Origin of the sequence: Bradyrhizobium sp. CCBAU 53415, from assembly GCF_028128735.1 — a bacterium.
Classification (GTDB): Bacteria; Pseudomonadota; Alphaproteobacteria; order Rhizobiales; family Xanthobacteraceae; genus Bradyrhizobium.
In genome coordinates, this window is the sequence record NZ_LBJF01000027.1 from 1,458,553 (window position 1) to 1,483,825 (window position 25,273).

Below are 25,273 nucleotides of genomic sequence, written 5' to 3' on the forward strand. Positions count from 1 at the left end.
GCGGGCTCAAGGATGGTTAATGATTGGCAAATGCGTCGCGATAGCCGGCGAGCACGCCCTCGACCATCGCGGCTTGCGAGAAATGCGCCGAGATGCGCTCGCGCAAGGACGCCGCGCGCTTTGCCGTCGTTTGCGGATCGTCCAGCGCAGCGGCGATCGCCTCCGCCATGGCCTCGGGGTCGCTCGGCGCAAACAAAGCGGGGCTGTCGGAGCCGAAGATCTCGGGAATGCCGCCGATGCGGGACGCGATCATCGGAATGCCGGCGGCACCCGCCTCGATCACGACGTAAGGCATGGAATCGCCGCGCGAGGGGACGACCAGCAGCCGCCCCTTGGAGAAGCCGTAGCGCGGTTTGACATGACCGATGAAGCGGATGGCACTGGTGAGGCCGAGCCTCTCGACCTGCGCTTTCAGCGCCGCCGTTTCCTCGCCGTCGCCGCCGAGCGTCAGCGTGATCTTCTTGCCGCCGGCATGCAGCTGCGCCACGGCATCGACCAGCAGATCCGCGCCCTTGATGTGCCGGAACTCGCCGACATAGGCGAGGTCGGTGGCGTCGTCGGCCGTCACGACGGGCTCGAATTCCTCGGGAGTGACGCCATTGAAGACGCAGCGCACCACGCCCTTGGGCGTGCCGACGATGCGTTGATAGGTGTCGCGGGCAAATGCGCTCTCGAACAGGAACAGGTCGGTCGAATCCATCAACGCGCGCTCGAGCCGCGCGTAGAACTCGCCCTTGAAGGTGTTGAGGGGATAATGCAGCGAGCCGCCATGCGGGGTGTAGATGCGGATGGTGTCGTCGGAGCGCCGCCGCATGCGGATGAAGGCGCCGGCCTTGGCGCCGTGGCCGTGCATCACGTCGGGCTTGAGCGCGGCGATCAGGCGCCGCATGCGAAACCACACCAGGACATCGTCGGGCGATGGCTCGCGGCGGATCGCCATTCGGTGCACGCCGAGCTTCAGCCGCGGTGCGAGCTCGGCAAGCGCCTTGTCGGCGCGCTCGCCGCCGGTCAGGCTGTCGGCGAGAATGCCGACATGATGGCCGCGATCGACCTGGCCGTTGGCGACGTCGAGGATGTGGCGGAAAATGCCGCCGACCGGAGCACGCACGGCGTGCAGGATGCGAAGCGGCCGGTCGGGAGAGGGGGGCATGATCAAAACCAGCTCGACGGCGACTGCCGAACAATTCTCACGAAATAATCGAGGAGGATTAAGGGCCTTCGTGGTTAACAAAAGGTGACGAGCGCGCGTGCGCCGGTCGTCGCGATTAACCCAGCGGCAACCTTAATGGAGTGTAATCGCCCCGATTGAGGTAGAGTCGCAGCGTTGCCCTGCGGGAGTGTTCGATGCGTTTAGCGTTCTGGCGTGCCGGCAAGGACAAGGCGGTGATCGAGCGGGCTGTCTCCAAGCCGAAGCCCAAACCCGCGCCCAAGATCGAAGTCGAGATCGAAGCCAAGGTTGAAGCAAGCCCTGCGCCCGTCATCGCGAAGCAGGCGCAAGTCGAATCCGGCGACATCGACCTGCACGCGCTCGGCGCGGCATTGGCGCGCAAGCGCGGCTGGATTATCGTGCCGACGGTGCTGGCGCTCGTTGCGTCCCTCGCAGTCGTCAATCTCGTCACGCCGCGCTACAAGTCTGAAGCCCGCATCCTGATCGACGGCCGCGAGAACGTGTTCCTGCGCCCGAACAGCGATCGCACCGAGGAGCGGCAGGCGCTCGACGCCGAGGCCGTCACCAGCCAGGTGCAACTGGTGTTGTCGCGCGATCTCGCGCGCGAGATCATCAAAAAGAACAAGCTCGCGGAACGCCCCGAATTCGACCCGGTGCTGCAGGGCGTCTCGCCGCTGAAGTCGCTTGCCGCGCTCATCGGTATCGCCCGCGATCCGTTCTCGATGACGCCGGAAGAGCGCGTGCTCGATGCTTACTACGAACGCCTCCAGGCCTATGCGGTCGACAAGTCGCGCGTGATCGTGGTCGAATTCCAGTCCGCCGATCCCGAGCTTGCCGCCCGCGTCGCCAATTCGATCGCCGACGGCTATCTCGTGCTCCAGCAGGGCGTGCGCCAGGAGCAGGCCAGGAACGCCAGCCAGTGGCTGGCCGGCGAGATCGAGAACTTGCGCAAGAAGGTGTCCGAGGCCGAGGCCAGGGTCGAGGACTTCCGTTCCAAGTCGAGCCTGTTCGTCGGGACCAACAACACCACGCTGTCGAACCAGCAGATGGGCGAGGTGAACACCCAGCTCAACAACGCGCGTTCGATGAAGGCGGATGCGGAATCGAAGGCGCGGCTAATCAAGGAGATGCTCCAGAGTGGCAAGCCGATCGAGGCATCCGAGGTCGTGAACTCCGAATTGATGCGGCGGCTGTCGGAGCAACGGGTGACGCTGCGCGCGCAGCTCGCCGAGCAGTCATCGACGCTGCTCGGCAATCATCCGCGGATCAAGGAGCTGAAGGCGCAGCTTGGCGACCTCGACAATCAAATTCGCGATGAGGCGGCCAAGATCTCGCGCTCGCTGGAGAACGACGCCCGGATCGCCAGCGGCCGGGTCGACGGACTGACGACGAGCCTCGAGCAGCTCAAGAAGCAGGCGGCCTCGACCAACGGCCAGGATGTCCAGCTCCGGGCGCTGGAGCGCGAAGCCAAGGCGCAGCGCGATCTGCTCGAGACCTATCTCGCCAAGTATCGCGAGGCCAATACCCGCGAGACCATCGACACTGCGCCGACGGATGGCCGCATCATCTCGCGCGCCATCGTCTCCAACACGCCGGCCTATCCGAAGAAGCTGCCGATCGTTCTGATCGCGACCATCGCGACGCTGCTGCTCTCGTCCGGTGTCGTCGTCACCGGGGAGCTGTTGCGTCAGACCGCGCCGCGCGCGGCGGCTGTGTTCACGCCGGCACGGGCGCAAGCCCAGGCGGGGGTTCGGCAGGAACCATTCGTCCAGCCGGTGGTCGAGCTGGCCGTCGAACCCGCCGTCGAACCCGTCATGGAGAAGCCTGCGCCGCTTCAGCCGGAGATGGCGGCCGACGCCGGTGTGACGGAGTTTACCGAGATCGAGCATCTCGCCGACGGCCTGCGTGCCGCGGGCGCGGCGGCGAAGAAGGTCACAGTGCTCGGCACGGCGCCCGGCGAAGCCATCACGCTGTCGACGTTGACGCTCGCCCGGCACCTGGCGCGCGATGCCCGCGTCGTCGTCGTCGATCTCGCGGCGTCCTCGCCGACCATTGCCGCGGTGTCCGTCGATCCGTCGGCTCCGGGCCTTGCCGAACTGATGCAAGGCGAGGCGTCGTTCACGCAAATCATCACCCGGGACAAGCTGTCGCGGCTGCATCTGGTCATGGCCGGGCGTCCCGGCTTCGACCGCAGCCTGCTGCAATCGCCGCGTGTGGCGCTCGCGATCGACGCGCTGCTGCGCGCCTACGATCACGTGCTGATCGACGCCGGCAGCGCCTCCGACCTTCCGGCCGAACTGCTGACGGCGCATGCCCGTGCCGTCGTGGTGCCCGATGCCTCGATGGCACCCGATGCGCGCACGTTGATGTGCGAGCAGCTGAAGGCTGTCGGCTTCAGCGAAGTGACGATGCTGAGCAAGCCGGTGCAGCCGTCGGATGCGGTGGAAGCGCCACGCGTGGTGGCGGCGTAGGCGAGAGAAGTCTTCGTCGGTCTCCTTCAGTTTCCGTGAAGCGTCTCTCTTACCCTCCACTGGAGGGGGAGGGTCGATCGCGCGCCGCGCGAGCGGGGTGGGCTGATCTCTCCCCACGGGTTCTGTTGGGAGTGGGAAGACCGTCACCCCACTCCGTTACGCATTTCGCTTCGCTGCATGCGTAACGACCCTCCCCCTCCAGGGGAGGGTAAGAGCAACTCCCTGGTGGAGAATACTTACCCGAACGCCTGCCGCAGCCGTCGGGCCATATCGAACAGCATCTGATTCTGTTTCACCAGCCGCTTGCCGCGGCTGAGCGAGGACATCGCCATTGCCGCGAGCTTGCCGCGGGAGGTCAGGGGCACGAAGCTGTCGAAGATGTCCTCGTCGTCCTTGCAGAACATCCGCTTGTAGTCGTCCGAACCGATGCCGAGGTCGAGCGAGCGGTAGCCGCGTTCGGCGCAGTGATCGATGATGTAGCGCATCAGGATCAGGCCGGGGCTGTAGCGGGCGTGTTCGGACATCGTATAGGTGTTGAACATCATCGAGAAGCGCTCGCCGTCGGCGACGCCGGCGAAGATCGCGATCACCTCGTCGTCGCATTCCAGCGCATGGATGTCGATGACGCGGCCTTCACCGCGCGGCGCAAGGCAGGCGCCGCGGACGAACTGTTCGACGCCGGGCTCGGCGAAGACGTTCGGGAGTTTCTGCTCTGCCATCCGCACCGGCTTGACGCGGAAGAACCAGTCGAGCAGGCGGGTGATGTCTGCGTCTGACGTGGCCAGGTGATAGCGATAGCCGGCGAGTGACTGAAGCTTCTTTTCCTTGCTCTTGAGTCGGCGGCGGAGCGAATTGCTGATCCGCGATGCCGGCGGTTCGCCCGGCTCCATCACCAGCCGTGGACAGCCGTTGATCGCGCTCTGTCGCGGCAGTAGCGCAAACGGGTTCTGCTGGCCGTGCCAGCGCAGCGGCTGCTGCGTCAGCATGAGCACGTCGACATGCTCGCGCAGCGGCGCAAGCAGTTCGTCGAGATCGGCGCTGGCGGCCTGCGTCGCGAACTCGGCATTCCACAGGCCCATGTTGAAGGTCGTATGCTTGCCGCCCATGAAGCAGGCCATGCGTACGCCGTGGCTTTGGCGCTGCGAGAGCGGCAGCAGAAGCAGCGGCTGGCGCTCGGCATCGCGCGCGATCACGATGAACGGCCGGGCACCTTCATGGGCGCCCACCAGGCTTTGCCACGGGCCGAGCAGATCGAAGCGTTGGTAGGGCGTGAAGAGATGGCCGTTCGCCTCGAAGGCACGCCAGATCGCCTCGGCCTCGGCGAGATCGGTGATGATATCAACCTGCGCGATACGGCTCGCTTTCGACCGCGCTGGCGCTTCTGCCGTCCGGCTTTGCAACGCCGCAGCCATGGTCATTCGCGGAACCTGTCGAGAAATCGAAAATACGTATTTCGGCCTGTGGTCGACCTTTGCAAACAAAGGTCAACAAAGGGTAATGACGATGGAAGAGCCAACGGGCGCCGTCGAGCGCGAAGGGTGGGATCTTGGCATCCGACGACAGATGGCTGGAACGGCTGCGGCTCGAGCTAGCCTGGTTCACCGGTCAGGCCGTGCTGCGCAGTCGCGGTGCCGGCGCCATCCTGCGCTTTGCGCATGTGCGGCCGCGGCGGCGCGGATTTCAGCCGCTGCGCGCGCACGAGATCACGCCGCAATTTCTCGACCGCGCCATTGGCGCGCTGAAGCGGTGGAAATACGATTTCCTCGGCATGGACGAGGTCTGCCGGCGCGCGGTGACGCTGTCGGAGCAGCGTCGCTTCGTGGCGCTGACCTTCGATGGCGCCAACAAGGATCTGATCAATTTCGCCTATCCGGTGCTGAAGCGCCATGCCGTACCTTTTTCGATCTATGTGCCCACCGCCTTTCCCGACGGCGTCGGCGAGGCCTGGTGGCTCGGGCTCGAACATGTGATCGCGCGTGAGGGCCGCATCAGCCTGATGATGGGCGAGAAGGAGCAGCGCTTCACCGTCACCGACAATGCCGAGAAGCAGGCGCTGTTTTCGTATCTCGAGAGCTGGCTGCGTTCGCTGCCGCCGGCGGATTTGTCGGCCGCGATCGCCGATCTCTGCACGCGCTACCGGATCGACCTCGCCGCGCTCTCGCGCGAGGCGTCGATGGATTGGGAGGATCTGGCGACGCTGGCCGCCGATCCGCTCGTGACGATCGGCAGCGCGACCGTCAACTATCCCGTCCTCGCCAACATGAAGGACGCCGCCGCGCTGCGCGAGATGACGATGGGCAAGGCGGTGGCGGAAGCGGCTTTCCGCCGCGAGATCAGGCATTTCGCCTTCCCGTTCGGCGATCGCTCTTCGTTTCGGCGCAGCCACGTCGTGATGGCGGAGGAGGCCGGCTTTGCCAGCGCGGTGTCGACGATATCAGGCATCGTGGATGCAGAGGGGCGGACCAATCTGCGCGCGCTGCCGCGGATCTCCTGGGACGGCCGGGTGCGCTCGCTGCGCATGTTGCGCGTGCTGGTGTCGGGTGTTGCCTTTGCGCCGGTGAAGCCGACCGCTACGAGCCAGACTTGACCCGGTCGGGCCGCTGCATCCAGCTCACGATCGGCATCGCCGGCAGCACCCAGCCCATGCCGACCACCACGTAGTAGATCGCCTGCCGCCAGCCGGACTCGGCGATCCACGGCATCTGCGCGGCCGCCATTCCGAGCAGGGCCCAGACGGTGGCCAGCACCAGGAGCAGGATGGCGCCGAGGAACTTGCGGGTGCGGATCGTCATGGCGGGAGCTTGCTGCTTTCGCGTAACTTGCACTGAGGGAGCGGGGGACTATAAGGGGCACGCAGTCCGGTTCAAGTCTCCTGGGTCCAAGGCTTGGTTTTGCCCCTGAAATGACGACGATTTCCGCTCCAATCAACCCGCATCGCGCCGTGCGCTGGTGGCTGATCGCCGTGGCCGCTTTGATCGCGCTGATGGTGCTGGTCGGTGGCGCGACCCGGCTGACGGAATCCGGCCTCTCGATCGTCGAATGGAAGCCGGTCGCGGGCAGTGTTCCGCCGCTATCGGAGGCGCAGTGGACCGAGGCGTTCGAGGCCTACAAGAAGATCCCGCAATATCGCGAGCTCAACGCGGGCATGAGCCTGTCCGAGTTCAAGGAGATCTTCTGGTGGGAGTGGAGCCACCGGCTTCTCGGCCGCTTCATCGGCGTCGCCTATCTCCTGCCGTTCCTGTTCTTCCTGTGGCGCGGCGGCCTCCCCGGCGAGTTGAAGCGGCGTCTATGGCTGCTCTTCGCGCTTGGCGGCCTCCAGGGCGCGGTCGGCTGGTGGATGGTGGCCTCGGGCCTGACCGAGCGGGTCGAGGTCTCGCAATATCGGCTGGCGACACATCTGGTGCTCGCGCTGCTGATCTTCGCCGGGATCGTCTGGACGGTGCGGCGGCTCAAAGAGCGGCCGCAGATCGCAGCACCGGCCCGGCTGCGGTTCACGAGCGCGCTGCTTCTCGTCGTGACCTTCGTGCAGATCTATTTCGGCGCGCTGGTCGCGGGCCTGCGCGCCGGGCGTGCCTACAACACGTGGCCGCAGATCGATGGCGCGTTCATCCCGTCGGCGGACCGGCTGTGGTTCGAGACGCCGTGGTGGCGCAACATGTTCGACAATGTGCTGACGGTGCAGTTCGAACACCGCATGACGGCCTATGCGCTGTTCATGCTGGCGGCGCTGCACGCGATCGACGCGGCGCGCTCGCGCGCAGGGTCGGCAGCGACCGGCGCGCTGTGGCTGTTTGCGGCAGTGAGCCTGCAGGCGGTGCTCGGCATTCTCACGCTGCTCAACCAGGTGCCGATCGATCTCGCGCTCGCCCACCAGGCAGTCGCGATCGTGGTGTTGACGCTTGCGGTGATGCAGGTCGAACGGCTGGCCTCGCGACAATCTGCGGAAGCACAGCCGCGCGCGGTTCCGGTCAGTCAGCCCGGCTGATCACCATCAGCCTGGCTGATCACCATCAGCCCGGCTAGCAATAGCCGTAAACGCCGCACGCGTAGGGCAGGCGCCAGAAATAGTCGACCTGCTTCCCGCCGTAATACGCGCCCTGATAATCGTAGCTCCAGGGGCGGCCATAATAGCCCGGCAGCGCGTGGGAGCCGGGCAGCAGCGGCGTCCCCGGCAGGTTGCGGATGTAGCTGCCGATGCCATAGGCCGGCGAGATCAGCGCATCCGGATCGGTTTCGACATAGACCTGTGGCGGGTCCTGCGGCACGACAACGCGCCGCTTCGCCGTCGCCGGCAGATCGGCGGCGAGCACGCTTGAGACCGTCAGCATCGCCGCAAGGGCAGGCACCATCCAGCGCAGCATCGTCGGCTCCGAATCAAAGGGGCGATCCAAGGACGATGTATGGGGCGGGTATGGTTAATGAGTATTAACCGGCGTCGTCATTCCGGGGCGGTCCGCCACGACCGAACCCGGAATCCAAAGGTGAGCAAATGACCTCGAGGTTCCGGGTTCGGTGCTCCGCACCACCCCGGAACGACCGGAGGGACTACGCTCCCAGCGCCTGTTCCAAGTCCGCGATCAGGTCTTCCTTGTCCTCGATGCCGACCGAGAGCCGCACCACGTCGGGGCCGGCGCCGGACTTGATCTTGGCGTCGTCGTCGAGCTGGCTGTGCGTGGTCGAGGCGGGGTGGATGACGAGCGAGCGAGTGTCGCCGACATTGGCGAGGTGCGAGAACAGCTGCAGTTTCGACACCAGGCTGACGCCGGCGTCATAGCCGCCCTTCAGGCTGAAGGTGAACACCGCGCCTGCGCCCTTCGGCGCGTATTTGCGCGCGAGCTGGTGGTACTTGTCGCTCGGCAGGCCCGCATAGCTCACCGAGGCCACCGCGGGATGGCCGGCGAGGAATTCGGCGACCGCCTTGGCATTGTCGCAGTGCTTCTGCATGCGCAGCGGCAACGTCTCGATGCCGGTCAGGATCATGAAGGCGTTGAAGGGCGACAGCGCGGGGCCTAGATCGCGCAGGCCCAGCACGCGGCAGGCGATCGCGAAGGCGAAATTGCCGAAGGTCTCCTGCAGGCGGATGCCGTGATATTCGGGGCGCGGCTCCGACAGCATCGGATATTTTCCGCCCGTGGACCAGTCGAAGGTGCCGGCGTCGACGATGATGCCGCCGAGCGAATTGCCGTGGCCGCCCAGAAATTTCGTCAGCGAGTGCACGACGATGTCGGCGCCGTGGTCGATCGGACGGATCAGGTAGGGCGAGGCCAGCGTGTTGTCGACGATCAGCGGCACGCCCGCCTTGCGCGCCACCGTCGAGATCGCCTCGATGTCGGTGATGCTGCCGGCGGGATTGGCGATCGACTCGATGAAGATGGCTTTCGTGCGCGGCGTCACCGCGCGCTCGAAGCTTGCGACGTCATCGGGATCGGCCCACACCACGTTCCAGCCAAAGCTCTTGAACGCGTGCGTGAACTGGTTGATCGAGCCGCCATAGAGCTTTCGCGCGGCGATGAATTCGTCGCCGGGCTGAAGCAGCTGCTGCAGCACCACGACCTGCGCGGCATGGCCCGAGGCCACCGCCAGCGCGGCCGTGCCGCCTTCGAGCGCGGCGACGCGCTCTTCCAGCACGGCGTTGGTCGGGTTGCCGATGCGGGTATAGATGTTGCCGAACGCCTGCAGGCCGAACAGCGAAGCGGCGTGGTCGGCATCGTTGAAGACGAAGGACGTCGTCTGATAGATCGGAGTTGCGCGCGCACCGGTGGTGGGGTCGGGCTGTGCACCGGCATGCACGGCAAGGGTTGAAAATCCCGGAAGGCGATCGCTCATTTGGGCGTCCTATGTCTTGTGGTCTGAAATCGTGCGGCATGCTGATCGGCGCCGCGCTCGCCGTCAAGGCGCGGCCTCACATCGGAATGATCGTGCTACGCATTGTCGCGTTCGCGAAAGAAATCCTTCGCAACTGCGTCAGCTCTGCTCGCTCTTGTTTTTCGCGGCGCGATCGGATGCTGCGGTATCGCCGCCGCCGACGCTCATCCGATTGAGGGATAACCGCATGCCTTGCGTCGGCGCGGGTGGACGCTTCGAGCTCAGCGTCCGCGAATTGACGCCCATCCAGGAGATCTCCGACGACAAGCGGCCGTATTCGATCTTGGGGCAGCGATTCATCACCACCTTGATACCGACCGACTCTGCCTTTGCCGCCGCCGCATCGTCGCGCGCGCCGAGCTGCATCCAGATCACCTTCGGCAGCGGATCGAGCGTCAGCGCCTCCTCGATCACTGGCATGATGTGGCTGGAGTTGCGAAAAATGTCGATCATGTCGACGGGACGGCCGATGTCGGAGAGCGAGGCGACGAACGGCTTTCCAAGCAGCTCCTTGCCGACATGGCCGGGGTTGATCGGAATCATGTCGTAGCCGCGCTGCGCCAGATACTTGAAAGCAAAATAGCTCGGCCGCACGTTGACCGGCGATGCGCCGACCATCCCGATCGACTTCACGCTGTTGAGGATGCCGCGGATGTAATTGTCGGGATAGGCGTCGTGGTTCATTCGTCGTTCTTCTTCCTTGTCATTGCGAGGAGCGAAGCGACGAAGCAATCCAGTCTGTTTCCGCGGAGGGATTTCTGGATTGCTTCGCTCTGCCCGCAATGACGATTTCACTCATCCCGCCATGTCGGCATGCGCTTCTCGATGAAGGCGCCGATGCCTTCCTCGGCGTCGCGCGCCATCATGTTCTCGGTCATCACCTCTGCCGCATAGCGATAGGCGTCTGCAAGGCTCATCTCGGCCTGGCGATAGAAGGCCTCCTTGCCGAGCTTGATCGTGTAGGCGGATTTCAACGCCACTTTCTGCGCCAGCGCAATCGCTGCATCGCGCTCGGTGCCGGCGGGGACGACGCGATTGATGAGCCCGATCTCGCGGGCACGCGCGGCCGGAATCGGCTCGCCCGTCAGCAGCATCTCCATCGCCTGCTTGCGCGGGACGTTGCGCGACAGCGCCACCATGGGCGTCGAGCAGAACAGGCCGATGTCGACGCCGGGCGTAGCAAAGCTTGCAGCCTCGGAGGCGATCGCGAGATCGCAGCTCGCCACGAGCTGGCAGCCAGCCGCCGTCGCAATGCCCTGGACGGCAGCGACCACCGGCTTTGGCAGGTGCACGACCGCCTGCATCATCGCGCTGCAGGCGGTCATCATCTCGGCGAAGAAGGCCCGGCCGCGGTCCGGATCGCTGCGGCGCGCGGTCAGTTCCTTCATGTCGTGGCCGGCGGAAAAGGCGGGACCGTTGGCCGCGATCACGACGCCGCGGACGGCCTTGTCGTCGCGGATATCGTTGAGCTCGGCATGCAGGCTCGCGATCATCGCCTCCGACAGGCTGTTGCGCGCGGCCGGGCGGTTCAGCGTCAGGACCGCGATGGGGCCTGCGGTCTCGCGCAGCAGGATCTGTGGTTGCGGGGAGGGGGCGCGGGCGGCCGGGGCAGGCATTGACGCGATTTCCGTGGAATGATTGCAGTTGGATGACACGGATAACTTAATGTAACAGGGCAAGCGAAGCGAGGGTGGGGAACGGCATGGCGTTAGCGAAAATGAGCGTGGCGGAGCTCGAGCAGTTCCTCCGTGAGGAATTTCCCCAGGCCTTCAGTGGCGACGACATCACGATCGAGAGCGCGGACGGCCAGACCAGCCTGTTGCGTCAGCGCTATAGCGAAAGGATGCTGCGGCCGGGCGGAACCGTGTCGGGCCCGACCCTGATGGCGCTGGCTGATTTCGCGATGTACGTGGTGCTGCTGTCCGCGATCGGGCCGATCGGGCTTGCGGTCACGACCAATCTCAACATCAACTTCCTGCGCAAGGGCCAGCCCGGGCAGGATGTGCTGGCTGAGGCGCGGCTGCTCAAGCTCGGCAAGCGGCTGGCGGTCGGGGAGGTGAACCTTTTGTCCGGCACATCACCCGATCCGATCGCTCATGTCACCTCGACCTATTCCATTCCAACTGTTTGAGCTTTTTGCAGGTAATATGGCACCATATTTTTAAGTCATTGATTTTATAGATATAATTTACTTCTTTGGACATTGACCATTGTGCGTCTCTTCTTTAGAAAGCCGCGCAGTCCGGTGCGGTGTTCGCGCCGATGTCTCCCTCACGGAAATTCTGACATGAAAACCTTTTCGGCAAAGCCGGCCGAGGTGACGAAGAAGTGGGTGCTGATCGACGCCAAGGGTCTGGTCGTCGGCCGTCTCGCCACCATCGTCGCCATGCGGCTCCGCGGCAAGCACCTCCCGACCTACACCCCGCACGTCGATTGCGGCGACAACGTCATCATCATCAACGCGCAGCATGCGGTCCTCACCGGTCGCAAGCGCGAGCAGAAGACCTACTACAAGCACACCGGCTATGTCGGCCACGTCAAGGAGCGCACCGCGCGCCAGATCCTCGAGGGCCGTCATCCCGAGCGCGTGCTGGAGAAGGCCGTCGAGCGCATGATCCCGCGCGGCCCGCTCGGTCGCGTGCAGATGGGCAACCTCCGCGTCTATGGCGGGGCCGATCATCCGCACGAGGCGCAGCAGCCCGAGAAGATCGATATCGCCAAGTTGAACCGCAAGAACACGAGGGCCGCATAACATGGCCGAATCCATCCAGTCGCTCGACCAGCTCTCGCAGCTCAAGACGGCGGCCGCGCCCGAGGCGCCCAAGCACGAGAAGAAGGTCGACAAGTTCAATCGCGCCTACGCCACCGGCAAGCGCAAGGACGCGGTCGCCCGTGTCTGGATCAAGCCGGGCGCCGGCAAGGTCACCGTCAACTCGCGCGAGGTCGAGGTCTATTTCGCCCGTCCCGTGCTGCGCATGATGATCGAGCAGCCGTTCTCGGTGGCGCAGCGTTCCGGCCAGTACGACGTGATCTGCACGGTTGCCGGCGGCGGTCTGTCCGGCCAGGCCGGCGCGGTCCGTCACGGCATCTCCAAGGCGCTCACCTATTTCGAGCCGGAGCTGCGCTCTGTGCTCAAGAAGGGTGGCTTCCTCACCCGCGACTCCCGCGTGGTCGAGCGCAAGAAGTACGGCAAGGCGAAGGCCCGCCGGTCCTTCCAGTTCTCGAAGCGTTAATCGCTTCTGTCGCATTCACCGCGAAAGCGGCTTCAATGAGATGCAAAAGGGCGCTGATTTCAGCGCCCTTTTTGCTGCTCGTTTGTATGCAAATTGATGGCGTGTTTCCCGAAAACTTGGGCTCGCGCGAAAACCTGAATGGAACCCGCGGGACATAGCGTCGCATTCGGAAGGGCGCGCAAGTCGGATGTACCGATCGCGTAACTGCTATGTTCTAGAGGGGGCCGACATGATGTCGCTCGATAGCATCACGCTCTATTTGGTCGCCACCATGGTTGCCGCACTGCTCGGCGCCATGATGGTGTTTTTCGGCCGGCAGGAGAGCAGCCCGGCGCTGAAATGGTGGGGCTCCGCCTATCTCCTCGGTGCCGCCTCGGTCGCGCTGTGGACCGCGGCGGGCGACAGGCTGGGCCCCCACATTTACCTTGCGCTGAACGCCATCGGTTTCGTCGCCTGCGGCATGGTGTGGAACGCGGCGCGCGTCTTCCACGGCCGCAAGCCGAACTGGCCCGGCCTCGTGCTTGGCGCGCTGGCCTGGGTCACTGCTGCGACGCTGCTCGATCCCGCGGCATCGATGCTGCGCATGCTCATCGGTGCCGGCATCGTCTCGGTCTATGCGGCGCTGACTGCGAGCGAGCTCTGGACCGAACGGCGCAAGAGCCTGCAACGGCGCTGGCCCGCCTTCGTGGTGCCGGTGCTGCATGGCTGCGTGTTGATGCTGCCGATCCTGCTCGGCAGCTTCCTGCGCCCGCACGATGCCGGTTTCTCCTCGAGCATCTGGGTCACCGTGTTCGCAGTCGAGCTCATACTCTATGCGGTCGGTACCGTGTTCGTGATCTTCATGCTGGTGTCCGAGCGCACGGTGACCGCGCACCGGACCGCCGCGTCGACCGATCCGCTGACCGGCATGCTCAATCGCCGCGGCTTCTCGGAAGCCTGCAGCCGCGTGATCGAACGCGAGGCCAAGGCCGGGCGGCCCGTGACCGTGATGATCTTCGACATCGACCATTTCAAGTCGATCAATGACCGCTTCGGCCATCCCGCCGGCGACGAGATGCTGAAGCTGTTCTCCACCGTCGTGGTCAGCAACTTGCGCATCTCCGACCTCTCGGGCCGCATCGGTGGCGAGGAGTTCGCCGCGCTCCTGCCGTGCTCGCTGGAGGAGGGCGTGCTGGTCGCCGAGCGCGTGCGCGAGGCGTTCGAGACCTCCGGCGTCGTGGTCGATGAAGGTCCGGTCGACACCACCGTCAGCATCGGCGTCGCCGGCGGTCCGGCCGGCACCGAGCTCGAGGTGCTGCTGGCCTCGGCCGACACCGCGCTCTACCAGGCCAAGCGCGGCGGCCGCAACCGGGTCGAGGCGGCCGAGGAGCTGCCGCTTTCGCTGGAGAACTGGCGCCGCCAGAGCGCGGCGCGCGCACCGCTGCCACGGCCGGCAACGGCCTGAGCAGGAACAAGGCGCCGTTTCGGCGCCTTTTTCTTTTTTGCCGGCTGCGGTAGACACGCCGATCGAACAAAAAGGGTGGAAAACCGATGATCACCGAGATCGCGCAAATCGACGTCAAGCCGGGCAGCGAGAAGGACTTTGAGGCCGCCGTCGCCAAGGCCAAGGCCGCCTTCGGGCGCTCAAAGGGCTTTCACGGCTTCGAGCTGCACAAATCGATCGAGAAGCCGCAGCGCTACCGGCTGATGGTGAAGTGGGCGACGCTGGAGAACCACACCGTCGATTTCCGCGGCTCGGAGAATTTCACCGAATGGCGTGGTCTCGTCGGCCAGTATTTTGCCTCGCCCCCCGAGGTCGAGCACACCGAGACCGTGCTGACGACCTGACGGCCCGAGCGACGTCAGGCCGCCTCGGCCAGCGGCGGCGCCTCATACGTCTTGAAATGGTCGATCATGACCTTCGCGATGGCGACCAGTGGCAGCGCCAGCGCGAGGCCCCAGATGCCGAACACGACGCCGAGCAGGATCTGGAACGCGAACAGCGTGGCCGGCGGGATGTCGAGCGCCTGCCGCTGCAGGATCGGCGTCAGCACGTAGCTCTCCATGGCGTGCACGCCCATGAAGAGGAGAAAGGCCGACAAGGCGGGGATCCAGCCCGAGGCGAGGCTTGCCAGCACCACGATGACGCCGGCGATGATGGCGCCGACGGTGGGGATGAAGGCGAGCAAGCCCGCCTGGATTCCCAGGATGAACGCGCCGGGGATGCCGATGATCGCAAGCCCGATCCAGGTCACGATTCCGACCGCGATCATGACGACGATCTGGGCGATCAGCCAGCGCTCCAGCGTTTCGCTGATGCGGTCGATGACGAGGGCGACACGGGTGCGGTGTCTCGCCGGTGCCAGGAACAGCAGGCCGTCGTGATAGACGCCCGGCTGGGCAGCGAAGGCGAGGCCGAGGAACAGCACGATGAAGACGTTGCCCACGCCGTGAATGGTGCCGAGCAGCAGCTTCAAGGTCTGGCTCACGATCGCCCCGCCGCTGGAGGCGAGCGCGCCGGCGCCGGGCAAGGGACCGGGCAGGGGACCGCGCGAGGGCGCCGCCGGCGCGGGCGTCGCGTCCGGCGACGTCGTGTCCGAGGAGCCCGACGCACCATTGCCGAGATCGAAGAAGCTGGTGTCGATGCCGTGGTTCTCGAGCAAGGACCTGACATTCGTGATCTGCGACTTGATGGTCTTGCTCAGCACCGAGGCTTGTTCGGCGATGGTGGCCCCGCCGAGATAGGCGATGCCTGCGAGAAGCAAAGCGAGCGCGACGCAGACGATCGCAAGTCGGACCGTGTGAGGCAGGTGGACCCGGCGGCCGAGCGCATTGACCAGCGCGTTGAGGCCGAGGCCGAGCAGCATGCCGGTGAAGATCAGCAACAGGGTGGCCGCAAAATACCAGGTGAAGGCGAGCAGCGCGGTGAACAGCACGATGCCGATGCCGCCGACGGAAATCGCCCAGGCCTGATCCCGCGCCAGGTCGCTGCGGGTCCGGGGACGTTCATCTCTGGGAATCGTCACATTGGGTCCTTTTCGAGGGAGGCGGCGCCAAGCGCACTCTTTCGCGAAATCGCGCCGGGGATCAAGCCGGGCGCGCGCCGGTTTGGCGCGCCCGTCGTCGCTGCGGGGCCGCGGGCCCCTTCCGAGTGATCGGACTCGCCGCCGCCCGGCCTGCCACGGCGGTCCGGGCATTTGCGCGAAAATAGCATTGCCGTCCCGCGATCCCTTCTGTTGAATTTGTTCCATCGGAGGGGCATCTTTGCAGAATCTTCTTACCTGGAGGCACGGAACGACAGATGAGAAAGCCGGTCGTCGGCGTGATCGGGAATTCCCATCGCGTCGAAAATCGATTTCAGGTCCAGATGGTCGGCGAGCGAAACCTGCGCGCGGTGGCCGAGGTCTCCGGCGGCTTGCCGGTCATGTTCGCGGGCTCGCCTGATATCACCGATATCGCGGCGCTGCTCGATAGCGTGGACGGCATCATCCTCACCGGCGCCCGCGCCAATGTGCACCCGACCCGTTTCAACGTCGACCCCTGCGAGAAGCACGAGCCCTACGACATCCACCGCGACGAGGTCGCGTTGGCGCTCTCGGTTGCCTGTGTCTCGCGCGGCATCCCGCTGTTCGGCATCTGCCGCGGCCTGCAGGAGATGAACGTCGCCTTTGGCGGCTCGCTGCATCCCGAAATCCGCGAAATCCCGGGCCGCATGAATCACCGCATGCCCCGGCTCGACAATGGCGAGATTCACCCTGATCCGACCGTGGTGTTCGCCGACCGCCATGACGTCGACCTGACGCCGGGAGGCGCCTTCGCAAAGATTCTGGGATGCGAGAAGATCAGGGTCAATTCGCTGCACGGCCAGGGCATCCTCGATCCCGGCAAGCGCGTCCTGATCGAGGGCGTCGCCGAGGACGGCACCATCGAGGCGATCCGCATCGCTGAAGCCCCGGCCTTTGCGCTCGGTGTGCAATGGCATGCGGAGTACGATCCGCAGCATAACCCGATCAACCGCAAGCTGTTCGAGGCCTTTGGCGAAGCCCTGGTCGAGCGGCAAAAGGCGGCGGCGTAGACGGATTGCGCGGCCCCGTCGGCTCGTAATGACGGGGACTGGGCAACTGCATCGGTCTCTCGCTTGGTTTTTTCAATCAGCAGACACGCCTTCGCATTCTCGCGGCGCGTTTCGCCCGAGCTTTGCGGTTTCGTTCACGCCCCTTGAAGGCCAAAGGGCGCAGGGAAGGCCGGGCGCCGGCGGCACCCGCAGATCCGTGCGCGACAGAAGTGCACACGGGGTGGATCACGGGTTGGCCGAACGCCCGGCCTTCCCTGCGCGGCTGGTTTTAACGGTGTCCTTCGTGCTCTCCCCGGGGAGCGATGCACTATTGCCCCCGTCGCCTTGCGGATAGCTGATGCGCGCGCCGGTTGGCCGCCACATCACCGCAAGCCTTGACGCACAGACCCCGGGCGCCAGGACCACACGACTTCTCCGTCCGCGGACGGTCGGGGGGGGGGGGGGGGGGGGGGGGGGGGGGGGGGGGGCGCCGGAGCGTCGGGGGCTGGCGCGTGCTCACCCCCGAGCTCAACGAGACCGCTCTTACGGCGCCGTGTCGTGCCGCGTCGCGTGAGGACTCACGGTTGCCCGCCCTGTCTTCCCGCTGATCCGCGCCGGCGCTGCCGCGTCCACCGCCACCCGGCCCGCATTTCGTGACGATCGCGAAGCGCCCCTCTGGCAAGGGCCGGGATGTCGCGTGTATGCCACAAATCCGAAATTCGGAAAAGTGGAATATTTTTGGACCCGGGGCTTGACCAGGGTGTTTTGCCCGACGCTCGAGACGCGGCGCGGGTGCGTCCTCAACGGCCATTTCCATTGCGTTGCACAATCGTGACGTTGGCCTCCTCACACAGCATTGAGGTTGAAGGGAGGAACACCAATATGTTCTGAAAGGGAGCCCTTGCCGTGCAGACCATGAAGGCGGCCCTCGTTGCGGCGATCACCGCCGTGGCTTTGATCTGCTGCATCCTTCCCAGCTCAGCGGAGGAGAGCGGCCATGTTGCACTTGTTGTTACGATCGACGGGGCGATTGGCCCGGCGTCGGCCAGCTACGTGCGGGAGGCGTTGGCCAAGGCGGGCGAACGGCGCGCCGAGGTCGTGCTTCTGAGAATGAACACCCCCGGCGGTCTCAATTCCAGCATGCGCGAGATCATCGCTGATGTGCTCGCATCACCCATCCCCGTCATCGGCTACGTCGCTCCTTCCGGCGCCCACGCGGCGAGTGCCGGGACCTATATTCTCTATGCGACCCACATCGCGGCGATGGCACCAGGCACCAATATCGGTGCGGCGACGCCGGTCCAGATCGGCGGGCCGCTGCCGGGCCTGCCGAGCGGTACACCGGACAAGGATGGCAAGGACAAGAAGGATGAGCCGAAGGACGCGATGACGGCGAAGGCCACGAACGATGCCGTCGCCTTCATCCGCAGCCTCGCCGAGCTGCGCAACCGCAATGCGGACTGGGCGGAGAAGGCGGTCCGCGAGGCTGCAACACTCACTGCCAACGGCGCACTGAAGGCACATGCCATCGATCTCGTCGCGCGCGATCAGGCTGAATTGCTGCGGCAGCTCGATGGCCGTGTGGTCGAGGTTGCCGGCGGCAGGACGCAACGCCTCGCGACGAAGGATGCGGTCGTCGAAGCCATCGAGCCGGGATGGATATCCCGTTTCCTCGCGGTCATCACCGATCCGAACGTGGCGTTCATTCTCTTGATGATCGGCATCTACGGCCTGATCTTCGAGTTCATGTTTCCCGGTACGGTCGCGCCGGGAGTCGTCGGCGCGATCTGCCTGCTGATTGGTCTCTATGCGCTCAATTTGCTGCCGATCAACTATGCCGGTCTCGCCCTGATGCTGGTCGGACTCGTGCTTCTCACCGTCGAAGCCTTCAATCCGACGGTGGTGATCGGCATCGGAGGAATCATCGCCTTCGTGCTGGGAGCCATGATGCTTTTCAGAGGCGAGGCGCCTGGCTACCACCTGTCGTGGTGGGTGATCGGCATCACTGCGGCAGTGTTCAGCAGCTTTGCCCTGATCGTGCTTGGTTCGCTCCGGCGCGTCCGCAAAGCTCCTGCGCTGGTCGGCGCACAGGCCATGCGCGGCTTGCCCGCCGAGGTTCTCGACTGGAACGGGAACGAAGGTCATGTCTTCGCCCATGGTGAGCGCTGGCAGGCGCGCGGCGCCGAAACGTTCAAGCCCGGAGAGACGGTGGAGGTCGCGAACGTCGTCGACCTGACGCTGCTGATACGACGCACAGCCGCCCGGACAAGCTAGGGAGGTGCATCATGATGCTGGAATATCTGACGTATGCGGCGCTTGCGCTGCTCGTCATCGTGTTTCTGTCCCAGGCCATTCGAATCCTGCGCGAATACGAGCGCGGCGTGATCTTTACGCTCGGCCGCTTCACCGGTGTGAAGGGCCCGGGCCTCATCATCCTCGTGCCGATCGTGCAGCAGCTCGTAAAGGTCGATCTGCGGGTCATGGTGCAGGTCGTGCCGCCGCAGGACGTGATTTCGCGGGACAACGTGTCCGTCAAGGTCAACGCCGTTCTGTACTTCCGCATCGTCGATCCCGAACGGGCCATCATCAAGGTCGGCGACTACATGGCGGCGACCAGCCAGCTCGCCCAGACCACGCTGCGTTCGGTGCTCGGCAAGCACGAGCTCGACGAGATGCTTGCCGAGCGGGACAGGCTGAACGCCGACATCCAGGAGATCCTCGACAAGCAGACCGACGTCTGGGGCATCAAGGTCACCGGCATAGAGATCAAGGACGTCGATATCGACGAAACCATGGTTCGCGCGATTGCCAAACAGGCCGAGGCGGAGCGCCTGCGGCGGGCCAAGGTGATCAACGCGATGGGCGAGCAGCAGGCGGCCGAAAAGCTGGTCGAAGCCGGCCGGATCCTCGCGCAGGAGCCTCAGGCCATGCAACTGCGTTACTTCGCGGCTCTGCACGACATCGCCGGCGAACGGTCCTCGACCGTCGTCTTTCCGCTGCCGACGGGCTTGCTCGACCATTTCATGCCACGGCCAAATAACCCGTAGCGGCGGTTGGCCTGTAGGATGGGTAGAGCGCAGCGAAACCCATCGTGTCGCCACGCCAAAAAGTTTGATGGGTTTCGCTGCACTCTACCCATCCTACGATGCCAAACGAAAAGGCGCCTCCTTCCGGAAGCGCCTTCTGCCTATCTCGTCCTGTGCGGGCCGATCAGCCCGAATAGTACATGTCGAACTCGATCGGGTGCGGGGTCATCTCGAAGCGCTCGACCTCGGTCATCTTCAGCTCGATATAGGCGTCGATGAAGTCGTCGTCGAACACGCCGCCGGCCTTGAGGAAGGCGCGGTCCTTGTCGAGGTTTTCGAGCGCCTCGCGCAGGCTGCCGCACACCGTCGGGATCTGCTTCAGCTCTTCCTTCGGCAGATCGTAGAGATCCTTGTCCATCGCCGGACCCGGATCGATCTTGTTCTTGATGCCGTCGAGGCCGGCCATCAGCATCGCGGCGAAGCCGAGATAGGGGTTGGCGAGCGGATCGGGGAAGCGCACCTCGACGCGCTTGGCCTTCGGCGAAGCGGTGTAGGGGATGCGGCAGGAGGCCGAGCGGTTGCGCGCGGAATAGGCGAGCAGCACAGGGGCCTCATAGCCCGGGACCAGACGCTTGTAGGAGTTGGTCGAGGGGTTGGTGAAGGCGTTGATCGCCTTGGCGTGCTTGATGATGCCACCGATGTAGTGGAGGCAGGTCTCCGACAGGTCGGCATATTTGTTGCCGGCGAACACCGGCTTGCCGTCCTTCCAGATCGACTGGTGCACGTGCATGCCCGAGCCGTTGTCGCCATAGACCGGCTTCGGCATGAAGGTGGCGGTCTTGCCGTAGATGTGCGCGACCTGGTGGATGCAGTATTTGTAGATCTGGAGGTGGTCGGCCATCAGCGTCAGCGTGTCGAACTTCATGCCGAGTTCGTGCTGGGCGGAAGCGACCTCGTGGTGATGCTTCTCGACCTTGACGCCCATCTTGGCCATGGCGCCCAGCATCTCCGAGCGCATGTCCTGCACGGAGTCCTGCGGCGGAACCGGGAAATAGCCGCCCTTGGTGCGGACTCGGTGGCCGAGATTGCCGCCTTCATATTCGGTGTCGGAATTGGTCGGCAGCTCCGAGGAGTCGAGACGGAAACCGGTGTTGTAGGGAGTGGCCGAGAAGCGCACGTCGTCGAACACGAAGAACTCGGCTTCGGGACCGACGAACACGCTGTCGCCCACGCCCATCGACTTCACCATCGCCTCGGCCTTCTTGGCGATGCCGCGGGGATCGCGGTTGTAGGGCTCGCCGGTGGTCGGCTCGAGCACGTCGCAGGTGATGACCATGGTGGTCTCTGCGAAGAACGGATCGATCGTCGCGGTCACCGGATCGGGCATCAGGCACATGTCGGATTCGTTGATCGCCTTCCAGCCGGCAATCGAGGAGCCGTCGAACATCGTCCCTTCGGCGAAGATGTCTTCATCGATCATGCTGACGTCGAACGTGACGTGCTGCCACTTGCCGCGCGGATCGGTGAAGCGCAGGTCGACGTACTTGACGTCGTTGTCCTTGATCGATTTCAGGACGTCTTTGGCGGTCTTCATGCATACCCCTTTTGGCTCTGCGGATCGGTTTCCAGATGAGCAAAATTATTCTCGCTTTGGGCGAGTTTTGCGCGACCGCACAAACGAAATCAGGCCGCCGAAGCAGCCTTATTTCTTGTCAGAGTGTCGCAAAATGCGGGATAGCACCCGGCTCAGATAGCGTCCAGCCCGGATTCGCCGGTCCGGATGCGGATCGCTTCTTCGATGTTGGAGACGAAGATCTTGCCGTCGCCGATACGGCCGGTCTGCGCGGCGCGGCGGATCGCGTCGATGGCGCGCTCGACCAGATCGTCGCCGATCACGATCTCGATTTTTACCTTCGGCAGGAAGTCGACGATGTATTCTGCGCCGCGGTAAAGTTCGGCGTGACCCTTCTGCCGGCCAAAGCCCTTGGCTTCGGTGACGGTGATGCCCTGAAGACCGACTTCCTGAAGCGCTTCCTTCACCTCGTCGAGCTTGAATGGCTTGATGATGGCTTCGATTTTCTTCACTGCGCGACTCCCGGCCTTTCGATCAAATAGCAACGTCTTCGTCAGGATGCGCATTTCTCAACGCACGATCTAGTCTTCTCTATGCCGGGATCCCTGACCAGTCCGGCAACGACGGCCGGCCACCCCCTGTAAGATGCCAGTGAGCACGACAAACCGAAGCGGCTTCCTCGAAAGCAGGGTCTATGCCAAGTTGCAAATGCCCTGATTATTGGAGCGTTATCAGCCTTTTAACGAGCATCTCTGACCGGTGGCGCCGATCTGCACAAAATACCGAAGACCACGAAATAGGCAAATGGTTCAATATATGTGCAAATCGACGTCCCCGCCGTCGGATCGGCAAGGAAGATGCCTGTTGAAGAGGCGTTTGTACTAGGAAGTGGCATGGAAGTTCTGACCAATGCCGAAATGCAGCGCGCCGACCAGCTCACCATCGCGGCCGGCACGCCTGGTTTCGAGCTGATGCTGAGCGCGGGCCAGGCGGTCGCCGAGGCCGCCCATGCGTTGGTGGAGGAAGGGCCGATCCTGATCGTGGCCGGCCCCGGCAACAATGGCGGCGACGGATTCGTCGCGGCCGCCGAGCTCGCCGCCCAGGGGCGGGAGGTCTCGGTGATCTCGATGTGCGAGCGCGACCAGCTCCAGGGCGATGCGGCCTCCGCGGCGCGCGGCTGGAAGCATCCGCTGCTTCCGTTCAATCCCCAGGCCATCGGAAGGCCGGCGCTGATCGTCGATGCGCTGTTCGGCGCCGGCCTCAGCCGTTCCGTCGACGGCGAGGCTGGCGCGATGATCGAGGCGATCAACGCCAACGGTGCCCCGGTGCTCGCGGTCGACCTGCCGAGCGGCATCAACGGCACCAGCGCGGCCGTGATGGGTGCGGCGGTGAACGCCACCGAGACCGTCACCTTCTTCCGCAAGAAGCCGGCGCATCTGCTTCTGCCCGGGCGGATGCATTGCGGCCGCGTGCGCCTCGCCGACATCGGCATCGATGCGCAGGTGCTGGACGAGATCGCGCCGCAGACCTTCGAGAACGATCCGGACCTCTGGGGCGCCGCCTTTCCGGTGCCGCGCATCGACGGCCACAAATACGCGCGCGGCCATGTGCTGGCGGTCTCCGGCGATGCGGCCGCGACCGGTGCCGCGCGGCTCGCCGCGCGCGGCGCGCTGCGGGCAGGGGCGGGCCTCGTGACGCTGGCGAGCCCGCGCGATGCGCTCGCGATCAACGCGGCTGCGCTGACGGCGGTGATGGTCCGCCCCGTCGACACCGCGATCGAGTTCGGCGAGCTGCTCGGCGACAAGCGTTATGATACCTGCATGATCGGCCCTGGCGCGGGCGTCAGTGAGCGCACCTGCGATCTGGTTCACACCGCGCTGTCGGCGCAGCGGCATCTCGTGCTGGACGCAGATGCGCTGACCAGCTTTGCCGCAACGCCCGAACGTCTGTTTGAATCGATCAAGTCGTCACACGACAATGCGGTGGTGCTGACGCCGCATGAGGGCGAGTTTCCGCGCCTGTTCTCCGACCTCAGCAACAAGCATCCCGGCCGCTCCAAGCTCGAGCGCGTCCGCGCCGCCGCCGAGCGCTCCGGCGCGGTCGTGCTCCTGAAGGGGCCGGACACCACGATCGCCGCCCCCGACGGACGCGCCGCCATCGCCGCCAACGCGCCGCCCTGGCTCGCCACCGCCGGTGCCGGCGACGTGCTCTCCGGCATCATCGCGGGGCTGCTGGCGCAGGGCGTGCCGGCGTTCGAGGCCGCCAGCATCGGTGTCTGGATGCATGGCGAGGCGGCACGCGAAGCGGGTCCGGGACTGATTGCGGAAGATCTCACCGAGACGCTGCCGGCGGTGCACCGGCGGATCTATGATGCGCTGGGGGTGGAGTACTGATCCGCCCGCTATGGCGGGTAGGATGGGTAGAGCGTGCGCTCTACCCATCCTACAAGAGCTCACTCCACCGCATACCACCGCACCAGCCGTGGCGCGGCCCAATCGGTTGCCACGGACTCGATCAGCCAGCGTCCGGGTGAGATCGCCGCGAAGGCGACGCGCTGGGCCTGACCGGGCTCGATCGCGAGCGTGTCGAGCCAATAGGGCTTCCAGCCGTCGTCGAGCTTGTCGAGCAGGCGGAACGGGTGGCCGTGCAGGTGGAACACGGTGGTGACAGGGGCGGGGTTCTTCAGGGCCAGCACGACGGTGCGGCCGGTCCTGGCCCGGAAGGCGGGGGCGGAGGCGGTGGAGAAGTTCGCGGGCCGCGTCCAGGCGGTGTCGGGTGCGCCGAGCGCGACATCGAACCGCAGGGCGCCTCTCAGATCGAGCTGCTCGGGAAGGTCGTTCGAAGGGAGCGGCTGCGGCGGCAACAGCGGCGCACGCTCAAGCTTCGCCGAGATGGTGAGGCGCCCTACTTGGCGCGCCTCCTTGCCGTCATGCAGCAGGAATGCGGCCGATGTGGCAGTGTCCACGAACGCGTCGGCACGTCCGCCGGGGGCCAGCACAAGGGCGCCATTGCGCGCGGCAAACGGCTCGGCCGGCTGTCCGTCCAGGGCCATGACCCGGACCTCATGGTTTTCCAATTTGATTGCCAAAACAGTACGTTGGGAGCCATTGATGAAGCGCAGCCGGAGCCGCTCATTGACCGCAGCTGAGAGTTCGAATGAAGTTCTGCCATTGACCGTGTAGAGCGGCGTCGCGTCCTGCGGGTCCTGGCCCGGCGGGACCGCGGTGCCGTTCGGCCGCAGGCGCCATTCCTCGATCAACAGGACCTCGTCACGATCGACGGCAACCCGGCTGGGCTCGACCGCGACAATCGGGAGCGGCCGTGCAGGCTGCTTCAGGCCGCCCTCGAAGAGACGGAAGTCCGCCAGCAGGGTTCCCGCGCTTGGTATTGAAATAATTGATGTTTCAACCGCATTGGGCGGTGTAGGGGCGCGCCCCCGTAGCGGGTCGATCGTGGCCGGGCCATTGAGGCCGTACCAGACTGGCGCAAGTGGCACAGGCAGGTCGTTCCGAAACACCAGCTCGCAACGGTCGCCCCGCTTGAGACGGACGTCCCCGAGATGGCTTACCGCGGCCAGCTCCCAGATTGGTGTAGGTGGCTGACCCGGCTTCAGAGCAAGGCTTGCCGCCCGTCCCTGGAGGGCGATCTGGGCGGTCACGGCCGGGGTCGCCCCACCCGCCATCAATCCGGCCGTGGACGCGCCGAGCGCAGCTCCGAGGCCGGCCAAAATCCCGCGTCTGGTCGGGTCGAAGATCCGCGGTTTCATGCAGCGATCCGGACCATGTCGTGCTGGATAAGTCCAGCCATCGTGCCTACTTTAAGCGTGCCTCCAACCGGCCATTTTTTTGCTGCGAACAGTCAGGCACATGCTATAAGCCCGGCCGCCCGCGGCATCGCGGCCGGT

Annotated in this window: 23 protein-coding genes; 12 read left to right on the forward strand and 11 right to left on the reverse strand. The window is 65.0% G+C overall.

Going from position 1 to position 25,273, the window contains the following annotated elements:
* Window positions 1-16: 16 nt before the first annotated feature.
* Complete coding sequence (locus tag XH87_RS35020; protein WP_271590713.1) at window positions 17-1,150, reverse strand: glycosyltransferase family 4 protein; 1,134 nt, start codon at window positions 1,148-1,150, stop codon at window positions 17-19.
* Between the two features lie 194 nt (window positions 1,151-1,344).
* On the opposite strand from XH87_RS35020, the gene XH87_RS35025 reads away from it, so the two are divergent.
* The gene (locus tag XH87_RS35025) at window positions 1,345-3,639 is read left to right on the forward strand and encodes a GumC family protein (RefSeq protein WP_271590714.1); all 2,295 of its coding nucleotides are present in this window, start codon (window positions 1,345-1,347) and stop codon (window positions 3,637-3,639) included.
* Window positions 3,640-3,875: 236 nt separating this feature from the next.
* Here XH87_RS35025 and XH87_RS35030 read toward each other — a convergent pair whose 3' ends face one another.
* Window positions 3,876-5,057, reverse strand: a complete 1,182-nt coding sequence (locus tag XH87_RS35030) for a GNAT family N-acetyltransferase (RefSeq protein ID WP_271590715.1) — start codon at window positions 5,055-5,057, stop codon at window positions 3,876-3,878.
* Window positions 5,058-5,185: 128 nt separating this feature from the next.
* On the opposite strand from XH87_RS35030, the gene XH87_RS35035 reads away from it, so the two are divergent.
* The gene (locus XH87_RS35035; RefSeq protein ID WP_271590716.1) at window positions 5,186-6,226 is read left to right on the forward strand and encodes a polysaccharide deacetylase family protein; all 1,041 of its coding nucleotides are present in this window, start codon (window positions 5,186-5,188) and stop codon (window positions 6,224-6,226) included.
* Here XH87_RS35035 and XH87_RS35040 read toward each other — a convergent pair.
* A complete protein-coding gene (locus XH87_RS35040) occupies window positions 6,210-6,431 on the reverse strand; it encodes a DUF2842 domain-containing protein (protein ID WP_018320088.1) in 222 nt (73 codons plus the stop codon). The genes XH87_RS35035 and XH87_RS35040 overlap by 17 nt on opposite strands.
* A 110-nt stretch (window positions 6,432-6,541) precedes the next feature.
* On the opposite strand from XH87_RS35040, the gene XH87_RS35045 reads away from it, so the two are divergent.
* Complete coding sequence (locus XH87_RS35045; protein WP_158668124.1) at window positions 6,542-7,624, forward strand: COX15/CtaA family protein; 1,083 nt, start codon at window positions 6,542-6,544, stop codon at window positions 7,622-7,624.
* A gap of 34 nt (window positions 7,625-7,658) precedes the next feature.
* Here XH87_RS35045 and XH87_RS35050 read toward each other — a convergent pair whose 3' ends face one another.
* From XH87_RS35050 to XH87_RS35065, 4 genes are all read right to left on the reverse strand, one after another.
* Window positions 7,659-8,000, reverse strand: a complete 342-nt coding sequence (locus XH87_RS35050; RefSeq protein ID WP_035712919.1) for a hypothetical protein — start codon at window positions 7,998-8,000, stop codon at window positions 7,659-7,661.
* 184 nt (window positions 8,001-8,184) lie between these two features.
* The gene (locus XH87_RS35055; RefSeq protein WP_271590717.1) at window positions 8,185-9,465 is read right to left on the reverse strand and encodes an O-acetylhomoserine aminocarboxypropyltransferase; all 1,281 of its coding nucleotides are present in this window, start codon (window positions 9,463-9,465) and stop codon (window positions 8,185-8,187) included.
* A 138-nt stretch (window positions 9,466-9,603) separates the two neighbouring features.
* Window positions 9,604-10,188 (reverse strand): CoA-binding protein, encoded by a 585-nt coding sequence (locus XH87_RS35060; RefSeq protein WP_271590718.1) that lies wholly within the window; start codon window positions 10,186-10,188, stop codon window positions 9,604-9,606.
* Between the two features lie 107 nt (window positions 10,189-10,295).
* Window positions 10,296-11,120, reverse strand: a complete 825-nt coding sequence (locus XH87_RS35065) for an enoyl-CoA hydratase (RefSeq protein ID WP_271590719.1) — start codon at window positions 11,118-11,120, stop codon at window positions 10,296-10,298.
* A gap of 86 nt (window positions 11,121-11,206) precedes the next feature.
* On the opposite strand from XH87_RS35065, the gene XH87_RS35070 reads away from it, so the two are divergent.
* The 5 genes from XH87_RS35070 to XH87_RS35090 all read left to right on the forward strand — a co-directional run bounded on the left by XH87_RS35070 (window position 11,207) and on the right by XH87_RS35090 (window position 14,564).
* The gene (locus XH87_RS35070; RefSeq protein ID WP_035712932.1) at window positions 11,207-11,635 is read left to right on the forward strand and encodes a PaaI family thioesterase; all 429 of its coding nucleotides are present in this window, start codon (window positions 11,207-11,209) and stop codon (window positions 11,633-11,635) included.
* 156 nt (window positions 11,636-11,791) lie between these two features.
* Entirely contained in the window at window positions 11,792-12,256 is a 465-nt protein-coding gene (rplM, locus tag XH87_RS35075) for a 50S ribosomal protein L13 (protein ID WP_018642440.1), read from the forward strand.
* Between the two features lies 1 nt (window position 12,257).
* Entirely contained in the window at window positions 12,258-12,737 is a 480-nt protein-coding gene (gene rpsI, locus XH87_RS35080) for a 30S ribosomal protein S9 (protein WP_018642439.1), read from the forward strand.
* A gap of 229 nt (window positions 12,738-12,966) precedes the next feature.
* The gene (locus XH87_RS35085; protein WP_271590720.1) at window positions 12,967-14,181 is read left to right on the forward strand and encodes a GGDEF domain-containing protein; all 1,215 of its coding nucleotides are present in this window, start codon (window positions 12,967-12,969) and stop codon (window positions 14,179-14,181) included.
* An 86-nt stretch (window positions 14,182-14,267) separates the two neighbouring features.
* The gene (locus tag XH87_RS35090; RefSeq protein WP_035673823.1) at window positions 14,268-14,564 is read left to right on the forward strand and encodes an antibiotic biosynthesis monooxygenase family protein; all 297 of its coding nucleotides are present in this window, start codon (window positions 14,268-14,270) and stop codon (window positions 14,562-14,564) included.
* Between the two features lie 14 nt (window positions 14,565-14,578).
* On the opposite strand, the gene XH87_RS35095 is transcribed toward XH87_RS35090, so the two are convergent.
* Complete coding sequence (locus XH87_RS35095; protein ID WP_271590721.1) at window positions 14,579-15,742, reverse strand: AI-2E family transporter; 1,164 nt, start codon at window positions 15,740-15,742, stop codon at window positions 14,579-14,581.
* A 275-nt stretch (window positions 15,743-16,017) separates the two neighbouring features.
* Between XH87_RS35095 and XH87_RS35100 the strand changes: the two genes are divergently transcribed.
* From XH87_RS35100 to XH87_RS35110, 3 genes are all read left to right on the forward strand, one after another.
* Window positions 16,018-16,791, forward strand: coding sequence for a gamma-glutamyl-gamma-aminobutyrate hydrolase family protein (locus tag XH87_RS35100; protein ID WP_035712940.1), 774 nt, complete (start codon window positions 16,018-16,020; stop codon window positions 16,789-16,791).
* Window positions 16,792-17,676: 885 nt separating this feature from the next.
* Window positions 17,677-19,044 carry an NfeD family protein gene (locus XH87_RS35105; protein ID WP_271590722.1) on the forward strand — a complete coding sequence of 456 codons (1,368 nt, stop codon included), beginning with the start codon at window positions 17,677-17,679 and terminating at the stop codon, window positions 19,042-19,044.
* 11 nt (window positions 19,045-19,055) lie between these two features.
* On the forward strand, window positions 19,056-19,817 hold the full coding sequence (locus XH87_RS35110; RefSeq protein ID WP_035704072.1) for a slipin family protein: 762 nt from the start codon (window positions 19,056-19,058) through the stop codon (window positions 19,815-19,817).
* A gap of 163 nt (window positions 19,818-19,980) precedes the next feature.
* Here XH87_RS35110 and glnA read toward each other — a convergent pair whose 3' ends face one another.
* Both glnA and XH87_RS35120 read right to left on the reverse strand, forming a co-directional pair.
* Entirely contained in the window at window positions 19,981-21,390 is a 1,410-nt protein-coding gene (gene glnA, locus XH87_RS35115; protein WP_035704055.1) for a type I glutamate--ammonia ligase, read from the reverse strand.
* Window positions 21,391-21,542: 152 nt separating this feature from the next.
* Window positions 21,543-21,881 carry a P-II family nitrogen regulator gene (locus tag XH87_RS35120; RefSeq protein WP_007603495.1) on the reverse strand — a complete coding sequence of 113 codons (339 nt, stop codon included), beginning with the start codon at window positions 21,879-21,881 and terminating at the stop codon, window positions 21,543-21,545.
* Between the two features lie 381 nt (window positions 21,882-22,262).
* On the opposite strand from XH87_RS35120, the gene XH87_RS35125 reads away from it, so the two are divergent.
* Complete coding sequence (locus tag XH87_RS35125) at window positions 22,263-23,762, forward strand: NAD(P)H-hydrate dehydratase (protein ID WP_271590723.1); 1,500 nt, start codon at window positions 22,263-22,265, stop codon at window positions 23,760-23,762.
* A 59-nt stretch (window positions 23,763-23,821) separates the two neighbouring features.
* Here the strand turns inward: XH87_RS35125 and XH87_RS35130 are convergent, their stop codons facing one another.
* Complete coding sequence (locus XH87_RS35130; protein ID WP_271590724.1) at window positions 23,822-25,135, reverse strand: multicopper oxidase domain-containing protein; 1,314 nt, start codon at window positions 25,133-25,135, stop codon at window positions 23,822-23,824.
* Window positions 25,136-25,273: the final 138 nt, after the last annotated feature.

Coding starts and splice junctions, on each gene's coding strand:
- XH87_RS35020 (WP_271590713.1), bottom strand. CDS start 1,150: ATGCCCCCCTCTCCCGACCGGCCGCTTCGCATCCTGCACGCCGTGCGT.
- XH87_RS35025 (WP_271590714.1), top strand. CDS start 1,345: ATGCGTTTAGCGTTCTGGCGTGCCGGCAAGGACAAGGCGGTGATCGAG.
- XH87_RS35030 (WP_271590715.1), bottom strand. CDS start 5,057: ATGACCATGGCTGCGGCGTTGCAAAGCCGGACGGCAGAAGCGCCAGCG.
- XH87_RS35040 (WP_018320088.1), bottom strand. CDS start 6,431: ATGACGATCCGCACCCGCAAGTTCCTCGGCGCCATCCTGCTCCTGGTG.
- XH87_RS35045 (WP_158668124.1), top strand. CDS start 6,542: ATGACGACGATTTCCGCTCCAATCAACCCGCATCGCGCCGTGCGCTGG.
- XH87_RS35050 (WP_035712919.1), bottom strand. CDS start 8,000: ATGCTGCGCTGGATGGTGCCTGCCCTTGCGGCGATGCTGACGGTCTCA.
- XH87_RS35055 (WP_271590717.1), bottom strand. CDS start 9,465: ATGAGCGATCGCCTTCCGGGATTTTCAACCCTTGCCGTGCATGCCGGT.
- XH87_RS35060 (WP_271590718.1), bottom strand. CDS start 10,188: ATGAACCACGACGCCTATCCCGACAATTACATCCGCGGCATCCTCAAC.
- XH87_RS35065 (WP_271590719.1), bottom strand. CDS start 11,120: ATGCCTGCCCCGGCCGCCCGCGCCCCCTCCCCGCAACCACAGATCCTG.
- XH87_RS35070 (WP_035712932.1), top strand. CDS start 11,207: ATGGCGTTAGCGAAAATGAGCGTGGCGGAGCTCGAGCAGTTCCTCCGT.
- rplM (WP_018642440.1), top strand. CDS start 11,792: ATGAAAACCTTTTCGGCAAAGCCGGCCGAGGTGACGAAGAAGTGGGTG.
- rpsI (WP_018642439.1), top strand. CDS start 12,258: ATGGCCGAATCCATCCAGTCGCTCGACCAGCTCTCGCAGCTCAAGACG.
- XH87_RS35085 (WP_271590720.1), top strand. CDS start 12,967: ATGATGTCGCTCGATAGCATCACGCTCTATTTGGTCGCCACCATGGTT.
- XH87_RS35090 (WP_035673823.1), top strand. CDS start 14,268: ATGATCACCGAGATCGCGCAAATCGACGTCAAGCCGGGCAGCGAGAAG.
- XH87_RS35100 (WP_035712940.1), top strand. CDS start 16,018: ATGAGAAAGCCGGTCGTCGGCGTGATCGGGAATTCCCATCGCGTCGAA.
- XH87_RS35110 (WP_035704072.1), top strand. CDS start 19,056: ATGATGCTGGAATATCTGACGTATGCGGCGCTTGCGCTGCTCGTCATC.
- glnA (WP_035704055.1), bottom strand. CDS start 21,390: ATGAAGACCGCCAAAGACGTCCTGAAATCGATCAAGGACAACGACGTC.
- XH87_RS35125 (WP_271590723.1), top strand. CDS start 22,263: ATGGAAGTTCTGACCAATGCCGAAATGCAGCGCGCCGACCAGCTCACC.
- XH87_RS35130 (WP_271590724.1), bottom strand. CDS start 25,135: ATGAAACCGCGGATCTTCGACCCGACCAGACGCGGGATTTTGGCCGGC.